We start from the raw sequence: 17,209 nt of genomic DNA, 5'->3' as shown, positions 1-17,209 counted from the left end.
CTTATAATAAATAATTGTTCCCCTGATATTTCGTGTGCGAAATATTATATTCCAAAAGTAAAAGGGTGAAACAATTGTCAGATACACAGGACACATATGAAGTTTTCTACATCATCAATTCGTTTCGACAGGTTAATCAAATGCTGTTTCGAGAATTCTGGAATGAAAACAAAGAAATTGAATTGACCTCGATCCAATTCATGGTGTTATCCATTCTGAAGGAGCGCCCTTCGATCGGCAACAACGACGTGGCCGAATTGTGCCATGTCGGCAGCAGTTCGATGAGCGCCGTCGTAGAACGTTTGGTCAAAGGCGGATACATCGTTCGCACCCGTTCCGACTCCGACCGCCGCTCCGTTGTGCTGCAGATGACGGACAAAGGGGAACGCGCACAAAAGGAAACGCATCGGCTGTGGATGGAAAGAGTGTCTCCGATTTTGGACATTCCCAAAGAAGATCTGGACCACCTGCTTCGGATTCATAATCTGATGATTGAAAAGCTACAAGGAAGAGAGATGAACAACGAATGAGTACAACAACTGCAGCTGCTCCATCATCAGCGATGGACAGCATCAAGAAGGGACCGATTGTTGCCGCGCTATTGATCGGAGCATTCGTGGCCTTTTTGAACCAAACATTGATGAACGTGGCTCTTCCGAAGATCATGGAAGACCTGGCGATTGGAGCCAACACGGCCCAATGGCTGACAACGGGCTACATGCTCGTCAATGGTGTTTTGATTCCGGTAACCGCATATTTGATTGCGAAATTTTCCACGCGCCAAATTTTTATTACCGCCATGCTATTATTTACTATCGGTACGCTGATCTGCGGAATTAGTCCCAACTTTGCCATTCTGATGGTTGGACGGGTTATTCAGGCAGGCGGCGCGGGTATTCTGATGCCGCTGATGACGGTTGTATTTTTGACCATCTTCCCGATCGAGAAACGCGGTCAGGCCATGGGTACGATGGGGATCGCGATGATCTTGGCTCCGGCCATTGGACCAACATTGTCGGGTTATATCGTCGAGCACTATTCCTGGAGATTGCTGTTTTATATCATCTTGCCATTCTCCATTATTGCAACAGCGATTGGTATCGCTTTTGTCAAAAACGTAACGCGCCAATCCAAACCGAAACTGGACTATCCGGGCGTTATTTTGTCCACAGTGGGATTTGGCAGCTTGCTCTACGGATTCAGTGACGCAGGTACAGACGGATGGGGCAGTACGGTCGTTATCACTTGCCTTGTTGTGGGCGCCGTCGCTCTGGTCCTGTTCGTCATTCGCCAGCTGATGACTGATCATCCGCTGCTTGAGTTCCGCATTTTCAAATACAATATGTACACATTGACCACGATCATCAACATGCTGGTGACGATGGCGATGTTTGCGGGTATGATCCTGCTTCCGATCTTTCTGCAAAATATTCGCCAGTTCACGCCGATCGAATCCGGCTTGCTGATGATGCCGGGTGCCATTTTGATGGGGATTATGTCCCCGATTACCGGACGGATCTTCGATAAAGTGGGTGCGCGCTGGTTGTCCGTTGCCGGACTCGCCGTAACGGCGGTCACAACCTGGGGTCTGAGCAGACTTGCGATCGACACATCTTACGGATACATGATGTTTATTTACACAGCGCGTATGTTCGGGATGTCCATGCTGATGATGCCGATTCAGACAGCCGGTCTGAACCAGCTTCCGCAGCGCCTGAACGCGCACGGTACGGCGATGTCGAATACGCTCCGGACGGTTGCCGGTGCAATCGGTACGGCCATTCTCGTTACGATTATGAGCAGCAAACTCAAATCCCATCTGGCTGATACGATGGCAGCGAACCATATTTCGCCGACGGATCAGGCAGCCATGTTGAATGCGACGGCAGACGCTACGATTTATGGCGTTAACTATGCCTTTACGGTAGCTACGTGGATGACGGTAGCGGCAATGCTGCTGGCTTTCTTCATCCGCAAAACCAAACCAGCCGTAGAGAACGAAGCAAGTACGGAACCGAAAAAATCCAGTGCAACAGCGTAATACAACCCTGTCCTGCAGGAACGTGGATTCAGGGATGAGGATCATCCCATAAAATAAAAAAATCCCTTCCGGGTTAGTCGAATTGGCTAGCCCGGAGGGGATTTTTATTTGGGGCAGGTACATGTTGCGCGCGCGATTATTCTTCATCGAGGGGAGGTTCCAGCAGGAAGTCGGGACCCGGATCATGGCCGAAGCGTTGAAGATCAATCGTGCCATCCAGTTGAAACTCTATGCCCTCGCTGATGAGCTCCGTTTCCTGCATCATACGGGAGTGCTCATCAGGGATGGAGATGGCGCCTTTGGCGTTTACGACGCGATGCCAAGGCAATCGCTCTTTACGGCTCATGGAGTGGAGAATGCGTACCACTTGTCTGGCGGCTCGCGGGCTTCCCGCAAGAGCGGCAATCTGTCCGTAAGTCATGACTTTGCCCTCGGGAATGGCGGCGATCATGGCGACGACTTGTTTGGTGAACGGTGTCACGAAAATCAGCTCCTTGAAGTTAGGTGATGGAGAAAGAGGGTATCGGAAAATGCTTTCGGCGATGCATCGTTCGAACAACCGGAACTTCGGTTGGAACATAGATAAGGAAAAAACCGTGCAAACCGGATATCGATCCGGATCTGCACGGTTGGAAAGTCTATTTGCTGAAGGTTTTCTCATAGAGATCGAGGGACCACTCGGACCATGGATACTCCCGTGGCGGCAGTGATCGGAGTACGACCTCTTCCTTCGTGACCGGATGTGGAAACGCAGCAATGGAAGACCAGAGCGCGATCTGTTGTCCGGGTTTGTTCAGGTGTGCGCCGTATTTCTGGTCGCCATAGAGCGGGCAGCCGACAGCCATCATCTGAACCCGGATTTGGTGTGATCTGCCTGTGTGCAGCTCGATATGAACGAGACTGTGTTTCTCCGTTTGACCGACGACCCAATAGTCGAGCACGGCATCTTTGCCGCCCGAAGTGCCTTTGGGCACAACCTTGACCGTATTGGTACGGGCATCTTTATAAAGCGTATGCTTCAGCGTGCCGTTCAGCGCGGGCAGTTTGCCGTGTACGACCGCAGCATAGATTTTGCGAAAATCACGCCCGCGCACCGTATCGGAAAGGCGGGAAGCGGCTTTGGACGTTTTGGCGAAGATCATCGCGCCGCCAACCGGACGGTCCAGCCGATGGACCAGACCGAGATATACGTTGCCGGGTTTGTTGTAGCGTTCTTTCAAGTCCTGCTTGAGCAGTGTAAGCAAATCCGGGTCGCCCGATGCGTCTTCCTGCGTAGGCACGTTCACCGGCTTGCTGATGCCAAGCAAGTGATTGTCCTCAAAAAGCACAGGGATATCCGCACCGGACAAATGTTTGTGCGCGGACATGGATCAGGACTCCCAACGGCCAAGGATGCCGCAAGGCAGGTTCAGGCCGCTGCGCGTAATCGGAAGGCCGATTTCTCCGGCGTTGATCGTGCCTCCGTATTTGGCGGACATGGTCATCGTCAGCATGTTGCGCAGAACGGTTGGGGAAATGCCTGTCGTATAGGAATTAATCAGCATAAACAACGGGTTGTCCGAAATAATCTCCATGCAGGATTCGAGGAACGGATGCAGGTTCTGCTCCAGCTTCCAGGTTTCGCCGTTCGGGCCGCGCCCGTAGGACGGCGGATCCATGATGATCGCGTCGTAGCGGTTGCCGCGACGGATTTCGCGCTGCACGAATTTGAACACGTCATCGGTAATGAAGCGTACCGGGCGGTCGGCCAGGCCGGACAGCTGTACGTTTTCTTTGGCCCATTGCACCATGCCTTTGGCTGCATCGACGTGAACGACGGAAGCCCCGGCGTACGCGGCTGCGACGGTGGCGCCCCCTGTGTAGGCGAACAGGTTCAGCACAGAAATCGGGCGGTTCGCGCCTTTGATTTTATCCATCATCCAGCTCCAGTTGGCTGCCTGTTCAGGGAACAGCCCGGTGTGCTTGAAGCTGGTCGGTTTGATATGGAATTTGAGGTTTTCGTATCCGATCGTCCAGCGTTCGGGAATAGGCTTTTTCATATCCCAGCTGCCGCCGCCGGAAGAGCTGCGGTGATAGTGCCCGTGCACTTGACGCCACTCGTTCGTTTCTTGTTTTTTCGGCCAAATAATTTGCGGATCCGGTCTTCGCAGAATGATGTCGCCCCAACGCTCGAGCTTCTCGCCGTCTCCCGTATCAATTACTTCGTAATCCTTCCAATTCTGTGCTACGTACATTGTGGTTTATCCATCCTTCGAAAGTCATTTGGATACTATTGTACAACAAATGATCACCTGCACGCCAGCTAAGGCGCGGATGAATTGCTTGGCCACAAAGCGCGAGCAGAATTGAGAAGAGAACTATAATAATATTTGACAATGATAATCATTATCATTTATTATTTTGATGATATCATATCGTTGGATTGACATGACATGAACCTATAAAAGCGAGGGGACAATAGATGGCTAAGTTATTGGTTGCATATGCAAGCCTGACAGGAAATACGGAAGAGATTGCAGAGTTGGTCGTGGAGGGAATCGAGCAGGCAGGGCACGAAGCGGTTCTCAAGTCCGTGACGGACTGCAACGCTGCCGACCTCATGGATTACGATGCATTTCTCATTGGAGTATATACCTGGGGAGACGGGGAAGTACCGGATGAATTTCTGGACTTTTACGAAGAACTGGATGAGCTTGACCTGAGCGGCAAGCGGGCGGCGGTGTTTGGCAGCGGAGATACGGCTTACGAGCAATTCTGCGGTGCCGTGGATGTGGTGGTGGATAAGCTGAAAGAGCGCGGGGCGGACGTGCATTCAGAAACGCTGAAGATCGAATACAGTCCGACAGAGCAGGAGAAGGTGACTTGCCGCGATTTCGGCAAAACGTTCGCTGCCGACGGATTAAGGGTGTCCTGATCATCATGTTGAAGCATAACATTCAAGCAGCTTCGGAACGTGAAACGACACGTTTTCCCGAGCGTCTGCTTGAAGATTACAGGCTTGAAGAAATGCTGCGCAGCCCGCATCGGTTTCTCCGCCCGGAACCGAATGCCGACCAGCCTGTCACCCTGGAATGGAGGCACCGCGTGCAATACGCGGTCAGCCACGCAGTCAATGCGTTTTACAGCATGGAGCCGGGGATTCGCAAGGAAGTGCCCATCCAGTATTTGCTGGAAAAATGGTGGCCCAAAAAAACGACCGGTTTCGATTCCGTATTGCATTATTGGGACGTGAAAAACCGGATTACCGACGAGTTGTCCCTCGTGGCGGCCAAGAACGAAGATCTGGATTATCCGTCCATCGTGTTCGAACAGTGGAAAACGGAAATACCGTCGATGTCCATGCATTTGTCCATGATTTTTCAGACGGTCTGGCAGCCTGCCGGTTGGGACTCGCTGCTGATCCAGAAATACATGGTCGTTTACGACCCCAATGTGGTTGAAGCATTCCAGCATATGGCTACCTTATTTTGCTGGGAAACTTTCGGGCAGCTGCCGGGCATGATCGAAACGTATTGCCTGTTAGAGGGGCGCAAAATCCGCCATCTCCCCGGGCCGAGGTCGCTGCAGCGCTCGCAGGATTACATCCGGCTTGTCCGGGAAAGCATTCCCCGAGCGAAGGAGTCGTGCCTGGATTCGGATCGGTTTACACCTCGGGATAAGGCACGCATACATGACGAAACGGACCGCTGGAAATGCGAAGGCGAGCCCAAGAAAAATTGGGTGATGTAACGTCACTTATAGTGGCGGAATGCTGACAGAAGCATGCATGGATACGCCGATTCGTATGGACAGAGGAACAAGGGAGGAGCGAAGAAATGTCGGCAGGTATGAGGCAAGATATGGGGCATGGCAAAAAGCGCACAGGCGGCTGCGAGTTCAGTCCGCTGCCTGTTCCGAAATCCGTAATCGCACGGTTGCTTGATCAAGCAGATCCTTCATTATACGTTATGACGCCGGAGCCCTGGCGGTTTATGCTGTTCTCCGGAGAAGGGCGCCAGCTCTACCTGGAGGCGGTTCGTCAGAGTTATCCCCCTCATCTGGCGGATCGTTACGGGGATTGGGCCGCGTATCAATACACCGAAGCCATTCCCGCGCATCTTGTCGTCGTGGCACCGTTTAACGCCCGGGAAGATGATCCGCTGCAGGCCAAAGCATGGAGCAGAAGGTTCAGCCAGCTTGCGGCGGAGCAGGGGCTGCAGGCAGTCTGGAAAACAAATGACTACCAGCAGCATCCCGTGTTTATGAATCTGATGGGTTTAACGAGCGCGGAACGGGTATTGGGCGTGTTCCACATCGGCTATGGGGACCGGCCTTCTTTCGGCGATCTGGGCGCGGGCAGACCGGCCTCGGAGCTAATGACCGTCTACGACCATCGGATGTAGTGCCCGCCGAATGGCCTAACGTTTAGCGGTTTGTATTCGTGATGAAATCAAGCACTTGTTTGCGGAAGCGATCATCGCCGGAATAAGCCGATACCAATCGGCCCGACGCTGTAATCGCGTTGCCGAAGAAGAAACGTTCGAACTGCTTTTGCCTTCCGCCGAACGATCCGGCGCCGAGCTCCCATATTAAGCGAAATAAGGCGGTCCGTTCGAAGGATGCCAAATCATTGCCTTTCAGGTACGTTTCCAAGTGTGCCGCCGCAGCCGAGCGGAAGTCTTCTTCTTGCGGGATCATGATCATGCCGCTCGAACCGACGAGCTGCAAAATTTCGATCATGTCGGGATAAAGCTTGGGATAGATGAGGTTTGCGGCCATTAGCGGTTTGGGGGCAGGCAAAATAAATCCGCGTCCGTCCGGAATGGCACCTTCTTCAGCCGCAACGGATAATGCTTTCAACGTTTCCAGGCCTGCCATCACGCGGGCTGTTTTTTCGATAACATGTGATTCGGAGCCCAAATCGAGCGTATCGGTCAACAATTGGATCGTTCCGAGCAGAAACTCGGTTTTGGCAATATACCGGCACAGCACTTGATGACCGGCATGAACGTGGAAATGGCTTTCCCGGAACAGGAGGGGGGACAGTTCCTCTTCTCCGGCGAAAAAAATTCGGTCATTGGGCACCAGCACATGATCGAAGATCACCAAATTGTCCATTTCCTCGTATTTGGAGCTGAGCGGGTAATTGAAATCCGACTCCGCCGCGTAACTATCCCGGCATACCATTGTAATTCCCGGCAAGTCATTGGGCACCGCGAAGGCAAAAACAAACGGGTTCTCGTCTTCGAATGGTGCAGGCGAAGGAGAAGGATACACAAGGATTTCGTCCGAGGTGGCGCCTTGGGTCGCCATCAGAAACGCACCGCTGACGATCAGACCCTCATGGGTGCGTTCCACGATTTTGGCGGCGATCGATTCTTCCGTGGAATCCAACTGACCCGAAATTTTGCTCGCATGCGGCTGGATGAAGGCATGGGAGAGGGTGATATCATTGTCCCGGCAGTAGGCGTAGTAATTTTTCAAATTTTCGGCATATTGCGGCGATGCTTCGTGAAGTACTTCTGCGGCAGTATAGAAGGCCATAATCGCTGTATTCATGTAATCCGGAGATCTCCCCAGAAAACCATGGTGGATGCCTGACCAGATGTTCATCGCTTTTCGGCGTCTGCGCAAATCGTTGACATCGGTGGGCGGAAGAAAAGACATGCCTACAGGGCTCCCGTCCGATGGGGAAGCATAGGTCATCACGTCGGCCCATTGCGGGTCATGCTGCAAGTCATACATTTTCGCTTGCGTGCGCATCAATCCGGAGAACGCGAAATGTTCGGAGCGTTTACCGCTCAAAAGCTCTCCCTTGTACCAGCAAGGGACGGTTTGTTCGTCGATGCGGTTGATATACTGCTGGCCGTTTTTAGCGGGCATACACATTCACCTCTTGGATCGATTCGGTCATGGGCAGATTTCCTGCTGCCGTAGTTTACGTGGGGAGGCGCCCGAATGTGCATCCGTGAGCAAAACCGGGGAACATTTTAAAAATAAAGCTTGATAATAATTATCATTCTTGTTACAATACAAAAAGAAAAGGAACCGGCCAGGGTCCCTTTCCTTCAAGAGAGATGTTTATTTTACTTCAAATGTTTTGCAATCTGTTTCAGCAGAAGTGTTCGCCTCTTTGTTGCTGTGGCTTACAATGTAGATGGAAGAAGCGCTGCATTTGTTGTCTTGAGCCCAGTAACGGCAGGAGTTAACTTCACACAATACGTCTTTTGCCATGATTGTTGACCTCGCTTTATCGGAATTGTCATTCATGGTAAAACGCTCCAGACTTAGCAAGTTGCCGCTTGCGAATCTGATCATTTGCTCTAGCATGAGATGCAGGGCTTTTTTGCGTTTTACAAGAATGCAAATTAAGAATAACAAATATTGGGCACGCTTGCAACAGGATGATCTGTAATCCATGGATGATTTGCATAATAACTGGACAGCCTTTGCAAAATGGGCTTCTTATGTTATTGTTTAATAGTAATAATTACGATTAAACCAGAATGAAATGAGGAGCATCCGAGATCATGGGCAAATCTATGAATTCCTATCGTATGCCGCGAGCTAAAGGCATGGATATGGCTGCATTTTATACAAGCAAAGAATGTGAGCGCAAAGCGAGACATATCGTATTTTCCGCAGAAAATGAAAGAATCGTCGAAGAATTTATTGCGATCCAAGGCATGAAGGAGCGATTTGCGGCTCACGATGTGCCTTTGCCGAACAGGTTGGTCATGTTTGGTCCGCCGGGAACGGGCAAAACGCTAACCGCTTCGTATTTGGCAGCCCGACTGCAGCTGCCGCTTGTGCTCGTCCGTCTGGATGCGATCATCCACAGTCACCTCGGAGAGACCGGCTCTAACGTCCGCAAGCTGTTTGAATATGCCCGAACGAATCCGTGCGTGCTGTTCATGGACGAATTCGATGCCATTGCCCGTACCCGGGAATCGAATGATGAAGTGAAAGAAATGGCGAGGGTGGTCAACACCTTATTGCAATGCATGGATGAGTGGGAAGGGGAAAGTGTGTTTATGGCGGCGACCAATCTGGACGCACAGTTGGATCATGCGATATGGCGTCGTTTCGATACAAAAATAAATTATACCATGCCTGATCGCCAAAGCCGTGAGACGTATGTGGGCAAGCTGATCGGTTCCTTCGAACACGAACCGGGATTACCGGACTACATATGCAACCGCCTCGAAGGCTGCAGCTTCGCCGACGTGGAGCAGATTGTTCTCAAAGCCAAGCGAAAAGCGATCATTGCCGGCCGTTCGCTGCAAGAGCAGTTTGTGGCAGAGGCTTATGCCGAATACATGCCGAGACCGGTAACGACTTAGCTTTTGATCTTGAAGAAATGAACACCCCCGAAGATTTCGTCAGAGAATCTTTCGGGGGTGTTTTTTGGTCTGCCATCGGTGTGTCAAGCATTGACCGGCGAACGGTAGGTTTGCTCGCGCTTGTGCTGATCCGGCGGGGTCCAGAGCGGAAGCCTTAGCGTAAAGATACTGCCTTCCGGGCTGCTGGAAGCGAGGAACAGTTCTCCGTCCTGCGCCTCGGCGAGCAGACGACTGTAAGTCAAACCAAGTCCGAGTCCGCGAGTCCGGCGTTTTTTGAGTTCGCCGCGGTAGAAACGTTCGAAGATTTTGGGCTGGTCTTCAGGAGCAATGCCTGTGCCATAGTCCCGTACATCGATCGAGAGATGCTCTCCCTCGGCTTGCAGGCGAATCCGGAACGCAGGCGTTTGTTCATCAGACATGGCTTGAAGCCCGTTATTCAGCAAGTTGACGATGATCTGCTGAACGCGGAGCGCATCACCGATCGCATACTGCGTGCCCGTTGACGCTTCCAATTCAATCTCGGGCATTTTGTCCTCGCAGGTGATCCTCCACTGATAGATGATTTCCCTTACCAGCAGATGGAGATCGATACGTTCATCCCGCACCGCCACGCTGCCGGCGCTCATGGCGTTATAGTCCAGCAAATCGGCGACCATACGTTCCATCCGCTGAGATTCCTTCAGAGCGATATCGAGAAATTCCTTTCCTTCCTGGGGGCTGACAATGTCATCCCGTACGGCCATGACCAGACCCTTGATGGAGGTGACCGGGGTTTTCAATTCATGAGTGACCCCAGCCAAGGACAAGGCGCGCCATTCTTCCAATTGTTTCAGGCGAATGGACATATCCCGGAAGGAGCTGACAAGTTCATTCATTTCCTGTTCCTTCGTATCGATGTCCAGATTGACCTCATAATTGCCGATTCGGATCTGTTCTGCCGCATGGGCGACTTGCCGGATCGGTTTGGAGAGCTTGCGTGACAACCAATAAATGGTGAACCAGCCGCACAGAATCAAGGCGGCGAGCAGCAGCACCACGATGACAAACGTTTCCGTGCTGAACGTGAGCGACTTTTTGGACTGCATGACCCATACTTTGCCAAGGGTTTCATTCGAGTCTGTAATGTTGACGGTAACGCCGGCGTAGTTCTTGTTCCTTGGCGCATTCAAGTCATCCGACAGATGATAGCGCACATCGTCCTGCGTCATTTTCGGCCTGGAGTACATCAAATGATGGTTGTTGTCCAGCACCATGATGCAGAAATAGTTGTCCGTGTTGAACAGTTTGATCCGCTTGTCCACCAGCATATCGATGTCCGGGGGGATGAGCAGCCTGTTTCCCGGTCCGGTCACTTTTTCCGCGATCTCAAGGCCGAGCAATTCGGCGGTTTTCATGCTTTTCTCAATGGACGTACTGCGGATCCAATAGAGCGCTCCTGCTGCAATCAGGGTGAATCCGATACAAAGAATCAGAAAATAGCGAAGAGTCCAGTAGGACAGCATGGATGTTTTGCGTTTGGGCGGATTCGGTTTTAGTTGGCGATCCAAAATTGATACCCCATTCCCCGCAGCGTGCGAATTTCTCCCGTTTCCGATTCCCATTGGCCTAGAGCCTGGCGCAGCCGCTTGATGGACAAGTCCACGGCCCGGTCGCTTCCATCATAGTCGAGCCCCCATACCTGTTCGATCAAGTGGTCTCTCGTGAAGGTCCGGTTGGGATATTCGGACAGGAACAGCAGCAGCGACAAGTCTCTTGGCGTGAGCGCCACTTCTGCACCGTGCAGCAAAACCTGCTTGGCCGTCAGGTCAATCACCAGGCTGCCAAAATATCGCTTGCCTGCACCGCCCGCCGTCAAGTAGGGATTGCGGCGCAGCACGGCATTGACCCGTGCCACGACCTCTTCCGGCACAAAGGGTTTGCTCATATAATCGTCCGCCCCGGCATTCAAGCCGTTCAGGCGGTCCTGTATATCGTCCAGTGCCGTCAGCATGATGACTGGACATGCGCTTTTATCACGAATCATTCGCAGCAGCTCCCAGCCGTCCATGCCGGGCAGCATGACATCCAGCAGAACGAGGGAAGGCGTGCTCGCATCAAACATGCTGTGGGCCGTCGGCCCGTCCGCGGCATGTCGCACATCGAATCCTGCTTTTCTCAGATAGGCAGCCAGCACGCGTGCGATAGCTTCCTCATCTTCGACGATGAGTATGGATTTCAAAGCGGGTTCTCCTTTCCATTGCCTTCGATTATTATCGGCACACGGCCTGAACTGATTGTACATGATCACATTTCTCAAAGCCAAGGCCCCTTTTTTCAGAAAATTGAAGGAAAATTTCCCTTGGTTTTCGTTTTGACGTCATCTTGACACATTCGGTTGATAAGATACTTCCAACGAACAAACAAATAACCAATCATTGGAGGAGAATAGAGATGAATAAAAAGACGAAGACTTGGGTGATTTCCGGCGTGGCCGCGATAGCGGTGCTTGGTGGTGGGGGTTATTATTTCGCGAACAGCTATTTGGGCAACAACGTCGAGATCGAGCAGGTACTGCCAGCCAGCACTTCGGGTTCCGCGGTGAGCGATGGCGGAGAGACGAGCTCCACAACGGGCGAAGCTGCGGGAGCGGAGCAGCTGAATGGCGATTGGAACATTGCCGAAGGTTCGAAAGTGTATTTCTCCGTAACGACATCGCGCGAAACCGTCAACTTCGTGGACGAGCAGGTTAGCGGCTCCTGGACAGTGAATGTGGACGATCCATCCCAGATGTCCGCCAGCGGACAGATCGAACTGGATGGCCTGGATTCCGGCAACGCTCAGCGCGACGAGCACGTGAAACAGGCCGATTTCTTCGACATCGCAACGAATCCGCAGGCGACGTTTACAGCAACATCGTTTGAAGGCGTTCCGGCAGAATGGCCGGCAGGCCAAACGGTCGACTTCAAAATGAACGGCACGTTAACGGTTAGAGGCATTGAGAAAGAAGTCACGTTTGATGTCAAAGCGGCGCAAGAAAACAACCAATTGCTGTTGTCCGCAACCACGGTCGTGACATTCGAAGACTTTGGCATGACGAACCCACACTCGGTCGTACTGTCCACCGAAAACGACATTCAAGTTCAATTGGAATTGAAACTGGACAAATGATCGGCCGAAGAAACACTCTATTATCTGATGCAGCAGCCGCTTCGATCCCATATCCAGCTCTCAAGTAGAATAAGCCTGTTTCCGGCCGGCATCTGGCAGGGGGACAGGCTTTTTGCATTGGGCCGTGCGCGTGAAGGATAGGCGCATTTTGTTGCAATAACTGCTGTTTCCTTTGCAAAATGCCGTGTTCCTCTCCAAATAGAAGCGCTTACAATTAGAGGTGATTTAATGCATCACTTGTACAAATCAAGGCATGCCAATGCATGAGGGGGAGATCGGAAAGTGAACAAAAAGTACATATGCGGCTGTCTGGCCTTGCTGCTGATCATCTGTGATTGGGGATGGATGGCGCGGCCCGCTGCCGCGGCAAACGTGAATGTTGCCCTGAACAAACCGGTATCGGTAAGCTCGGAATACCAGGAGTACGGCAGCAAGAAGGAGCATTTGGTAGACGGGAGTCAGGATACACATTGGATGGCCAAGGCGGCAACGTCGGCGGACAGTCCGCAATGGGTCATGGTTGATCTGCAAGAGGCGTATGCATTGTCCGGCGCCGAGGTGACCTGGAAGGATTCGGATGTGGTCGTTCGGTATGTCGTCGAGACATCCGTGGATGGGGAAACGTGGACGAAACAAGTGGACCGTACGGACAATGATCGTGCAGAGAGCACGGCCAGTCTGGAGTTTCAGGCATCGGGCGCAAGATACGTGAAAGTCAGTATGCCATTTTACAAAGAAACCGGTGCTTGGGCTGCCATCTCCGAGCTTCAAATCTGGGGACAGGAAGAAGGCACGGAGCCTGCGGACATTACTTCTTATGATTCGGTTAGCGTGTCGACGCTGAGAAGGGTAACCCCTGAGCTGCCGAAAGAGGTAAATGCCCATTATTCCAATGGCAAACGAGCGGCCGTGCCCGTCGACTGGGCTGCGATCGATCCGGGGCAGTACGATGCAGCAGGCAGCTTTACCGTAACGGGGACGGTGTACGGCGCCTCCGTGCAGCCTTCCGCCACGGTCACGGTGCAGCAATATCGCGACGATTATGCGCGCGGGGTGGACATTTCCACGCTTACGGCGATTGAAGACAATGGCGGTACATATGTCGACAGTGACGGTACGAAGCGGGATTTGCTCGATATTTTGAAGGATCGGGGGGTGAACTATGTTCGCCTTCGTTTATGGAATGATCCGCAGAAGTCGAATGGCTACAACGACAAGCAAGATGTCATTCGGATGGCTTCACGGGTGAAGGCCAAAGGCATGAAGCTGTTGGTCGATTTCCACTACTCGGATGAGTGGGCTCACCCTGGCCAGCAAATTCGCCCCAAAGCATGGGAGAACCTGTCCTTCGAGGAATTGAAGTCAGCGGTTCGGGAATACACGCAGGAAGTGGTAAGCGAGCTTAAAGCGGCTGGTGCAATGCCGGACATGGTTCAGATCGGTAACGAGATCAACAGCGGCGTATTGAACGGTCTGAACAGCAATGTGAATTTTGATGAAAACGCGGCTTTGCTGAACAGCGGCATTGCAGGCGTGCGCGACGTGGAAGGCGGCGACCAGGTGCGGATCATGATCCATCTGGCCGAGGGCGGAAAGGCGGAAATGTTCGATTGGTATTTTGGCGAACTAGAGAAGGGCAGCGTGGATTACGACACCGTCGGATTATCCTATTATCCGTTCTGGCACGGCACGTTTGCCGACGTGCAGGAAACGATGAACCTTATCGCCGAGAAATACGGAAAAGATGTCATCATCGCGGAGACGTCCTATCCGTTTTCGTTCAAAAACGGGGATGCCCATGGCAACATTATCGGCACGCCGGAATCGCTGCATGTAGGCGGAGCGACATTTCCCGCCACGGTACAGGGTCAATATGATGCCATCGCCGGCATCATGGACATGATCGCCAAAGTTCCGGGAAACAAAGGCGCAGGATTTTTCTATTGGGAGCCGGCCTGGATCGCGGCGGACGTAGGCTGGATCGCTTCGGAAGGAGATGCGTGGGAGAACCAGGCCATGTTCGATTACGACGAATATCCGGGCAATGGGGGTTACTCCTACGAAGGACGCGCCCTGGATTCGCTGGATGTGTACAAACGCGGCATGGACATGGAGCCTGCCAACCGGCAGCGGCTGTGGGCAGCGATCTCGCGTGCCGAAGCGCTGGTGGAGAGCGATTTTGAGGCGGAGAGCTGGAAGACGCTTGCACCCGCGATCGAGCAGGCGCGCCAAGTCTACGAACAAGCCTATGCGAATACGGGGCTGACCCAAGCGGCGTCCGATGCTGCAGCACAGGCTTTGGAAGAGGTCATGCTGCATATGGAAGTCATTCCGGCCGATCTTACCGCACTTCAGGCGAAGATCGAGGAGGCTCGCACGTATAAGGAGGCAGACTGGTCTGCTGCGACGTGGGCGGTATTGGCAAAGGCGCTGGAGCAGGCTGAACGTGTATGGGCAGATCCGCGTTCCACGCAGACCGAGGTCAATGCGGCGGCAGAGAAGCTGGATAAGGCCATCCAGGGATTATCCGATGTGGACAAAACGGCTCTGACCATCCGAATCGGGGAAGTGCAGCAGCTTGCGGAATCCTCCTACACGAAGCGAAGTTGGCATGCGCTCAGAACAGCGCTGCAGGCTGCCATCGCCGTTCGTGACAAGGCGGATGCGATCCAAGCGGAGGTGAGCCAGTCGCTGGCTGATTTGGAGCGGGCAGCCGAAGGGCTGATTTCGCTGGAAGCGCTGACGACAGGCAAGACGGCTGAAGCATCCAGCAGTGCAGGTACGGGCGGCGGGCAGGCAAATTCGCCGGGTGGCGCGATCGACGGTAATCCGAACACGTCCTGGGGAACGGATCAGAGCGTCGGCAGCTGGTGGCAAGTCGATCTGGGGCAAACGGCCGTGCTGCGCAAAATCGAAATGTCGATGTGGAGCGGCGGCATCAAATACCGCATCGACGTGTCGGATGACAACGAACATTTCACGACGGTGATCGATACGACGAGCGACGTCGTGGTGTCGACGAGCCCGAGGCATGTTTTGCCGGAAGGTACGAAAGGCCGTTATATCCGGGTTACGGTCACTGCAGGTTCGACCTGGGTCGGATTCCTGGATTTTGAAGCGTATGGCGTGTTCCCGGCAGATTCTTCCGCACTTGCTTCCACCGTGGATGCGGTGAAGTCGCTGCGTCAGAGCGATTATACGCGAGAGAGCTGGAGCGGCCTGACCCAGGCATTGGATTTGGCACATACGCTGCTGGCAGATGAAGAGACGTCTTCGACGGAGCTTGCCGCCGCCAACGATGCATTGTCGCGAGCGATCAACGGACTGGTGAAGCAGCCGCAGACCACGGACCCGGGAACAGGCACAGGCACAGGAGGAACAACCCAGCCCTCCCAGCCGGGCACATCCGGCAGCGGAAATCATGGCGATGCAGCCCATGAAGGTACGATACCGAACATTGCAGAGACAGGGAACGATCCGAAGGGTTCTTCGCTGACGATTCAAGGCACGTTGACCCAAGGCGTAGAGTATGTGGTTCAACCGACGCCGGGACAGGTGGCGCAGCAAGTGAAGGCGTTAGGCAGCGGGCAAAAATCATTGACGTTGATTGCCGATGTGCCGGATTCCGCGGAAGCGGTCATCTTCAAGCTGGATGCCGGACAATTCGCCGGATGGGTACGATCCGAATCGCTGCAGGTGTTGGAGCTATCGTTCAAACAGACGCGTGTACGCGTATATCTCGAAGATCTTGAGTCGCTGAAGGGCAACGTTTCCGGTGCCCTGGAGATTCGAGTAGGGGGAATGCCGTCGGATGCAACCGACGAACAACAAGCGGCCATGAAAAGCGGGAGAGAGATCGTACAGCTCCGGTTGTCGGTCAATGGAGAGCCCGTGGCATGGACGAACCGTGGCATTGAAGTGCTGTTGGAGGAGCTATCCGGGCCAAGCGCGGAACATCGGGTTCTGATTATGCAGACGCTTCGGGATAACGGGAAGCTGAAGCCGATCCTGTTCAGTCATTATGACGCAGCAGGCAAGCGGTTTGCGTTCAAACCGAATGAGCAAGGCACATTTGTGCTGACCGAAATTGCGGTGCCGTTCAATGACATCCAGCAGCATGCGTGGGCTTTGAACGAAGTGGGTGAACTGTACGGCAAAGGCGTCGTGTCGGGGATGACCGGGGACAGCTTCAAACCGCAAGAAGCGCTGACCCGGGCTCAATTCCTGCAGCTGCTTACGGGCGCGTTGGCCGACATGAATCACGAAAAGGAGAGCATTTTGCTTCCGGCGGACGTGAACGAAGATGCGTGGTATGCCGAGGCGGTGCGTCGGGGGATGCAGATGGGCATCGTGACCGGCAAAGCAGACGGCACGTTCGGAGCGAATGAGCCGGTGACGAGAGAGCAGATGGCCGTCATGCTGCAGCGGGCGCTGCAAGCTATGCACGGTGGCGAGGCAGCGAATGCTTCAGCAGCGGCGACTTCCCGATTCAGCGATGACGAAAGCATTTCCGCGTATGCGAAACAGGCGGTCGCGGCCATGCAGGATCTGGGGCTGCTCCAAGGCATGGCAGATGGCAGGTTCGAGCCGCAAGGGACGACCAGCCGGGCGCAGGGTGCCGTCGTTGCTGCACGTATGCTGCGGCAGTTATACTAAGTTGGAACGTCAAAAGGATCGGGCCATAAATGGGCCCGATTTT

The 17,209-nt window shown here is 53.4% G+C and carries 15 protein-coding genes; 8 read left to right on the top strand and 7 right to left on the bottom strand.

Features of this window, described 5'->3' with window-relative positions; translation table 11 throughout:
• Positions 1-74 precede the first annotated feature (74 nt).
• Both SNR34_RS19825 and SNR34_RS19820 read left to right on the top strand, forming a co-directional pair.
• Entirely contained in the window at positions 75-530 is a 456-nt protein-coding gene (locus tag SNR34_RS19825) for a MarR family winged helix-turn-helix transcriptional regulator (RefSeq protein ID WP_236411889.1), read from the top strand.
• Positions 527-2,041, top strand: a complete 1,515-nt coding sequence (locus tag SNR34_RS19820) for a DHA2 family efflux MFS transporter permease subunit (protein WP_236411891.1) — start codon at positions 527-529, stop codon at positions 2,039-2,041. Before SNR34_RS19825 ends, SNR34_RS19820 begins: the two co-directional genes overlap by 4 nt.
• Positions 2,042-2,177: 136 nt before the next feature.
• Here the strand turns inward: SNR34_RS19820 and SNR34_RS19815 are convergent, their stop codons facing one another.
• From SNR34_RS19815 to SNR34_RS19805, 3 genes are all read right to left on the bottom strand, one after another.
• Positions 2,178-2,522: an MGMT family protein gene (locus tag SNR34_RS19815; RefSeq protein ID WP_236411893.1), complete on the bottom strand. Its 345-nt coding sequence runs from the start codon at positions 2,520-2,522 to the stop codon at positions 2,178-2,180.
• Positions 2,523-2,679: 157 nt separating this feature from the next.
• Positions 2,680-3,408 carry an RluA family pseudouridine synthase gene (locus SNR34_RS19810; RefSeq protein ID WP_236411895.1) on the bottom strand — a complete coding sequence of 243 codons (729 nt, stop codon included), beginning with the start codon at positions 3,406-3,408 and terminating at the stop codon, positions 2,680-2,682.
• A 3-nt stretch (positions 3,409-3,411) separates the two neighbouring features.
• Entirely contained in the window at positions 3,412-4,275 is an 864-nt protein-coding gene (locus tag SNR34_RS19805; RefSeq protein WP_236411899.1) for a class I SAM-dependent methyltransferase, read from the bottom strand.
• Positions 4,276-4,502: 227 nt separating this feature from the next.
• Here SNR34_RS19805 and SNR34_RS19800 point away from each other — a divergent pair, with 227 nt between their 5' ends.
• From SNR34_RS19800 to SNR34_RS19790, 3 genes are all read left to right on the top strand, one after another.
• Complete coding sequence (locus tag SNR34_RS19800; RefSeq protein WP_339273143.1) at positions 4,503-4,955, top strand: flavodoxin; 453 nt, start codon at positions 4,503-4,505, stop codon at positions 4,953-4,955.
• 5 nt (positions 4,956-4,960) lie between these two features.
• Positions 4,961-5,770 (top strand): hypothetical protein, encoded by an 810-nt coding sequence (locus SNR34_RS19795; protein WP_486180033.1) that lies wholly within the window; start codon positions 4,961-4,963, stop codon positions 5,768-5,770.
• Between the two features lie 86 nt (positions 5,771-5,856).
• On the top strand, positions 5,857-6,423 hold the full coding sequence (locus SNR34_RS19790) for a nitroreductase family protein (RefSeq protein ID WP_486180032.1): 567 nt from the start codon (positions 5,857-5,859) through the stop codon (positions 6,421-6,423).
• A 22-nt stretch (positions 6,424-6,445) separates the two neighbouring features.
• Here the strand turns inward: SNR34_RS19790 and SNR34_RS19785 are convergent, their stop codons facing one another.
• A complete protein-coding gene (locus SNR34_RS19785) occupies positions 6,446-7,903 on the bottom strand; it encodes a 4-hydroxyphenylacetate 3-hydroxylase family protein (protein ID WP_486180031.1) in 1,458 nt (485 codons plus the stop codon).
• A 198-nt stretch (positions 7,904-8,101) separates the two neighbouring features.
• Complete coding sequence (locus tag SNR34_RS19780) at positions 8,102-8,254, bottom strand: DUF1540 domain-containing protein (RefSeq protein WP_236412898.1); 153 nt, start codon at positions 8,252-8,254, stop codon at positions 8,102-8,104.
• A gap of 308 nt (positions 8,255-8,562) precedes the next feature.
• On the opposite strand from SNR34_RS19780, the gene SNR34_RS19775 reads away from it, so the two are divergent.
• Complete coding sequence (locus SNR34_RS19775) at positions 8,563-9,363, top strand: AAA family ATPase (RefSeq protein ID WP_486180030.1); 801 nt, start codon at positions 8,563-8,565, stop codon at positions 9,361-9,363.
• Positions 9,364-9,446: 83 nt separating this feature from the next.
• Here the strand turns inward: SNR34_RS19775 and SNR34_RS19770 are convergent, their stop codons facing one another.
• Both SNR34_RS19770 and SNR34_RS19765 read right to left on the bottom strand, forming a co-directional pair.
• Positions 9,447-10,910 (bottom strand): HAMP domain-containing sensor histidine kinase, encoded by a 1,464-nt coding sequence (locus SNR34_RS19770; RefSeq protein ID WP_486180029.1) that lies wholly within the window; start codon positions 10,908-10,910, stop codon positions 9,447-9,449.
• Positions 10,895-11,581, bottom strand: coding sequence for a response regulator transcription factor (locus tag SNR34_RS19765; RefSeq protein ID WP_236411913.1), 687 nt, complete (start codon positions 11,579-11,581; stop codon positions 10,895-10,897). The genes SNR34_RS19770 and SNR34_RS19765 overlap by 16 nt, the downstream gene beginning before the upstream one ends.
• 212 nt (positions 11,582-11,793) lie before the next feature.
• Between SNR34_RS19765 and SNR34_RS19760 the strand changes: the two genes are divergently transcribed.
• Positions 11,794-12,510 carry a YceI family protein gene (locus SNR34_RS19760; RefSeq protein ID WP_236411915.1) on the top strand — a complete coding sequence of 239 codons (717 nt, stop codon included), beginning with the start codon at positions 11,794-11,796 and terminating at the stop codon, positions 12,508-12,510.
• A 282-nt stretch (positions 12,511-12,792) separates the two neighbouring features.
• On the top strand, positions 12,793-17,166 hold the full coding sequence (locus tag SNR34_RS19755) for a glycosyl hydrolase 53 family protein (protein ID WP_486180028.1): 4,374 nt from the start codon (positions 12,793-12,795) through the stop codon (positions 17,164-17,166).
• The last annotated feature ends 43 nt before the right edge of the window (positions 17,167-17,209 follow it).

The sequence above is a fragment of the Paenibacillus sp. XP01 genome, from assembly GCF_057364885.1.
The sequence above is the reverse complement of the archived record's forward strand: the minus strand, read 5'-3'. Positions and strand labels throughout refer to the sequence as shown.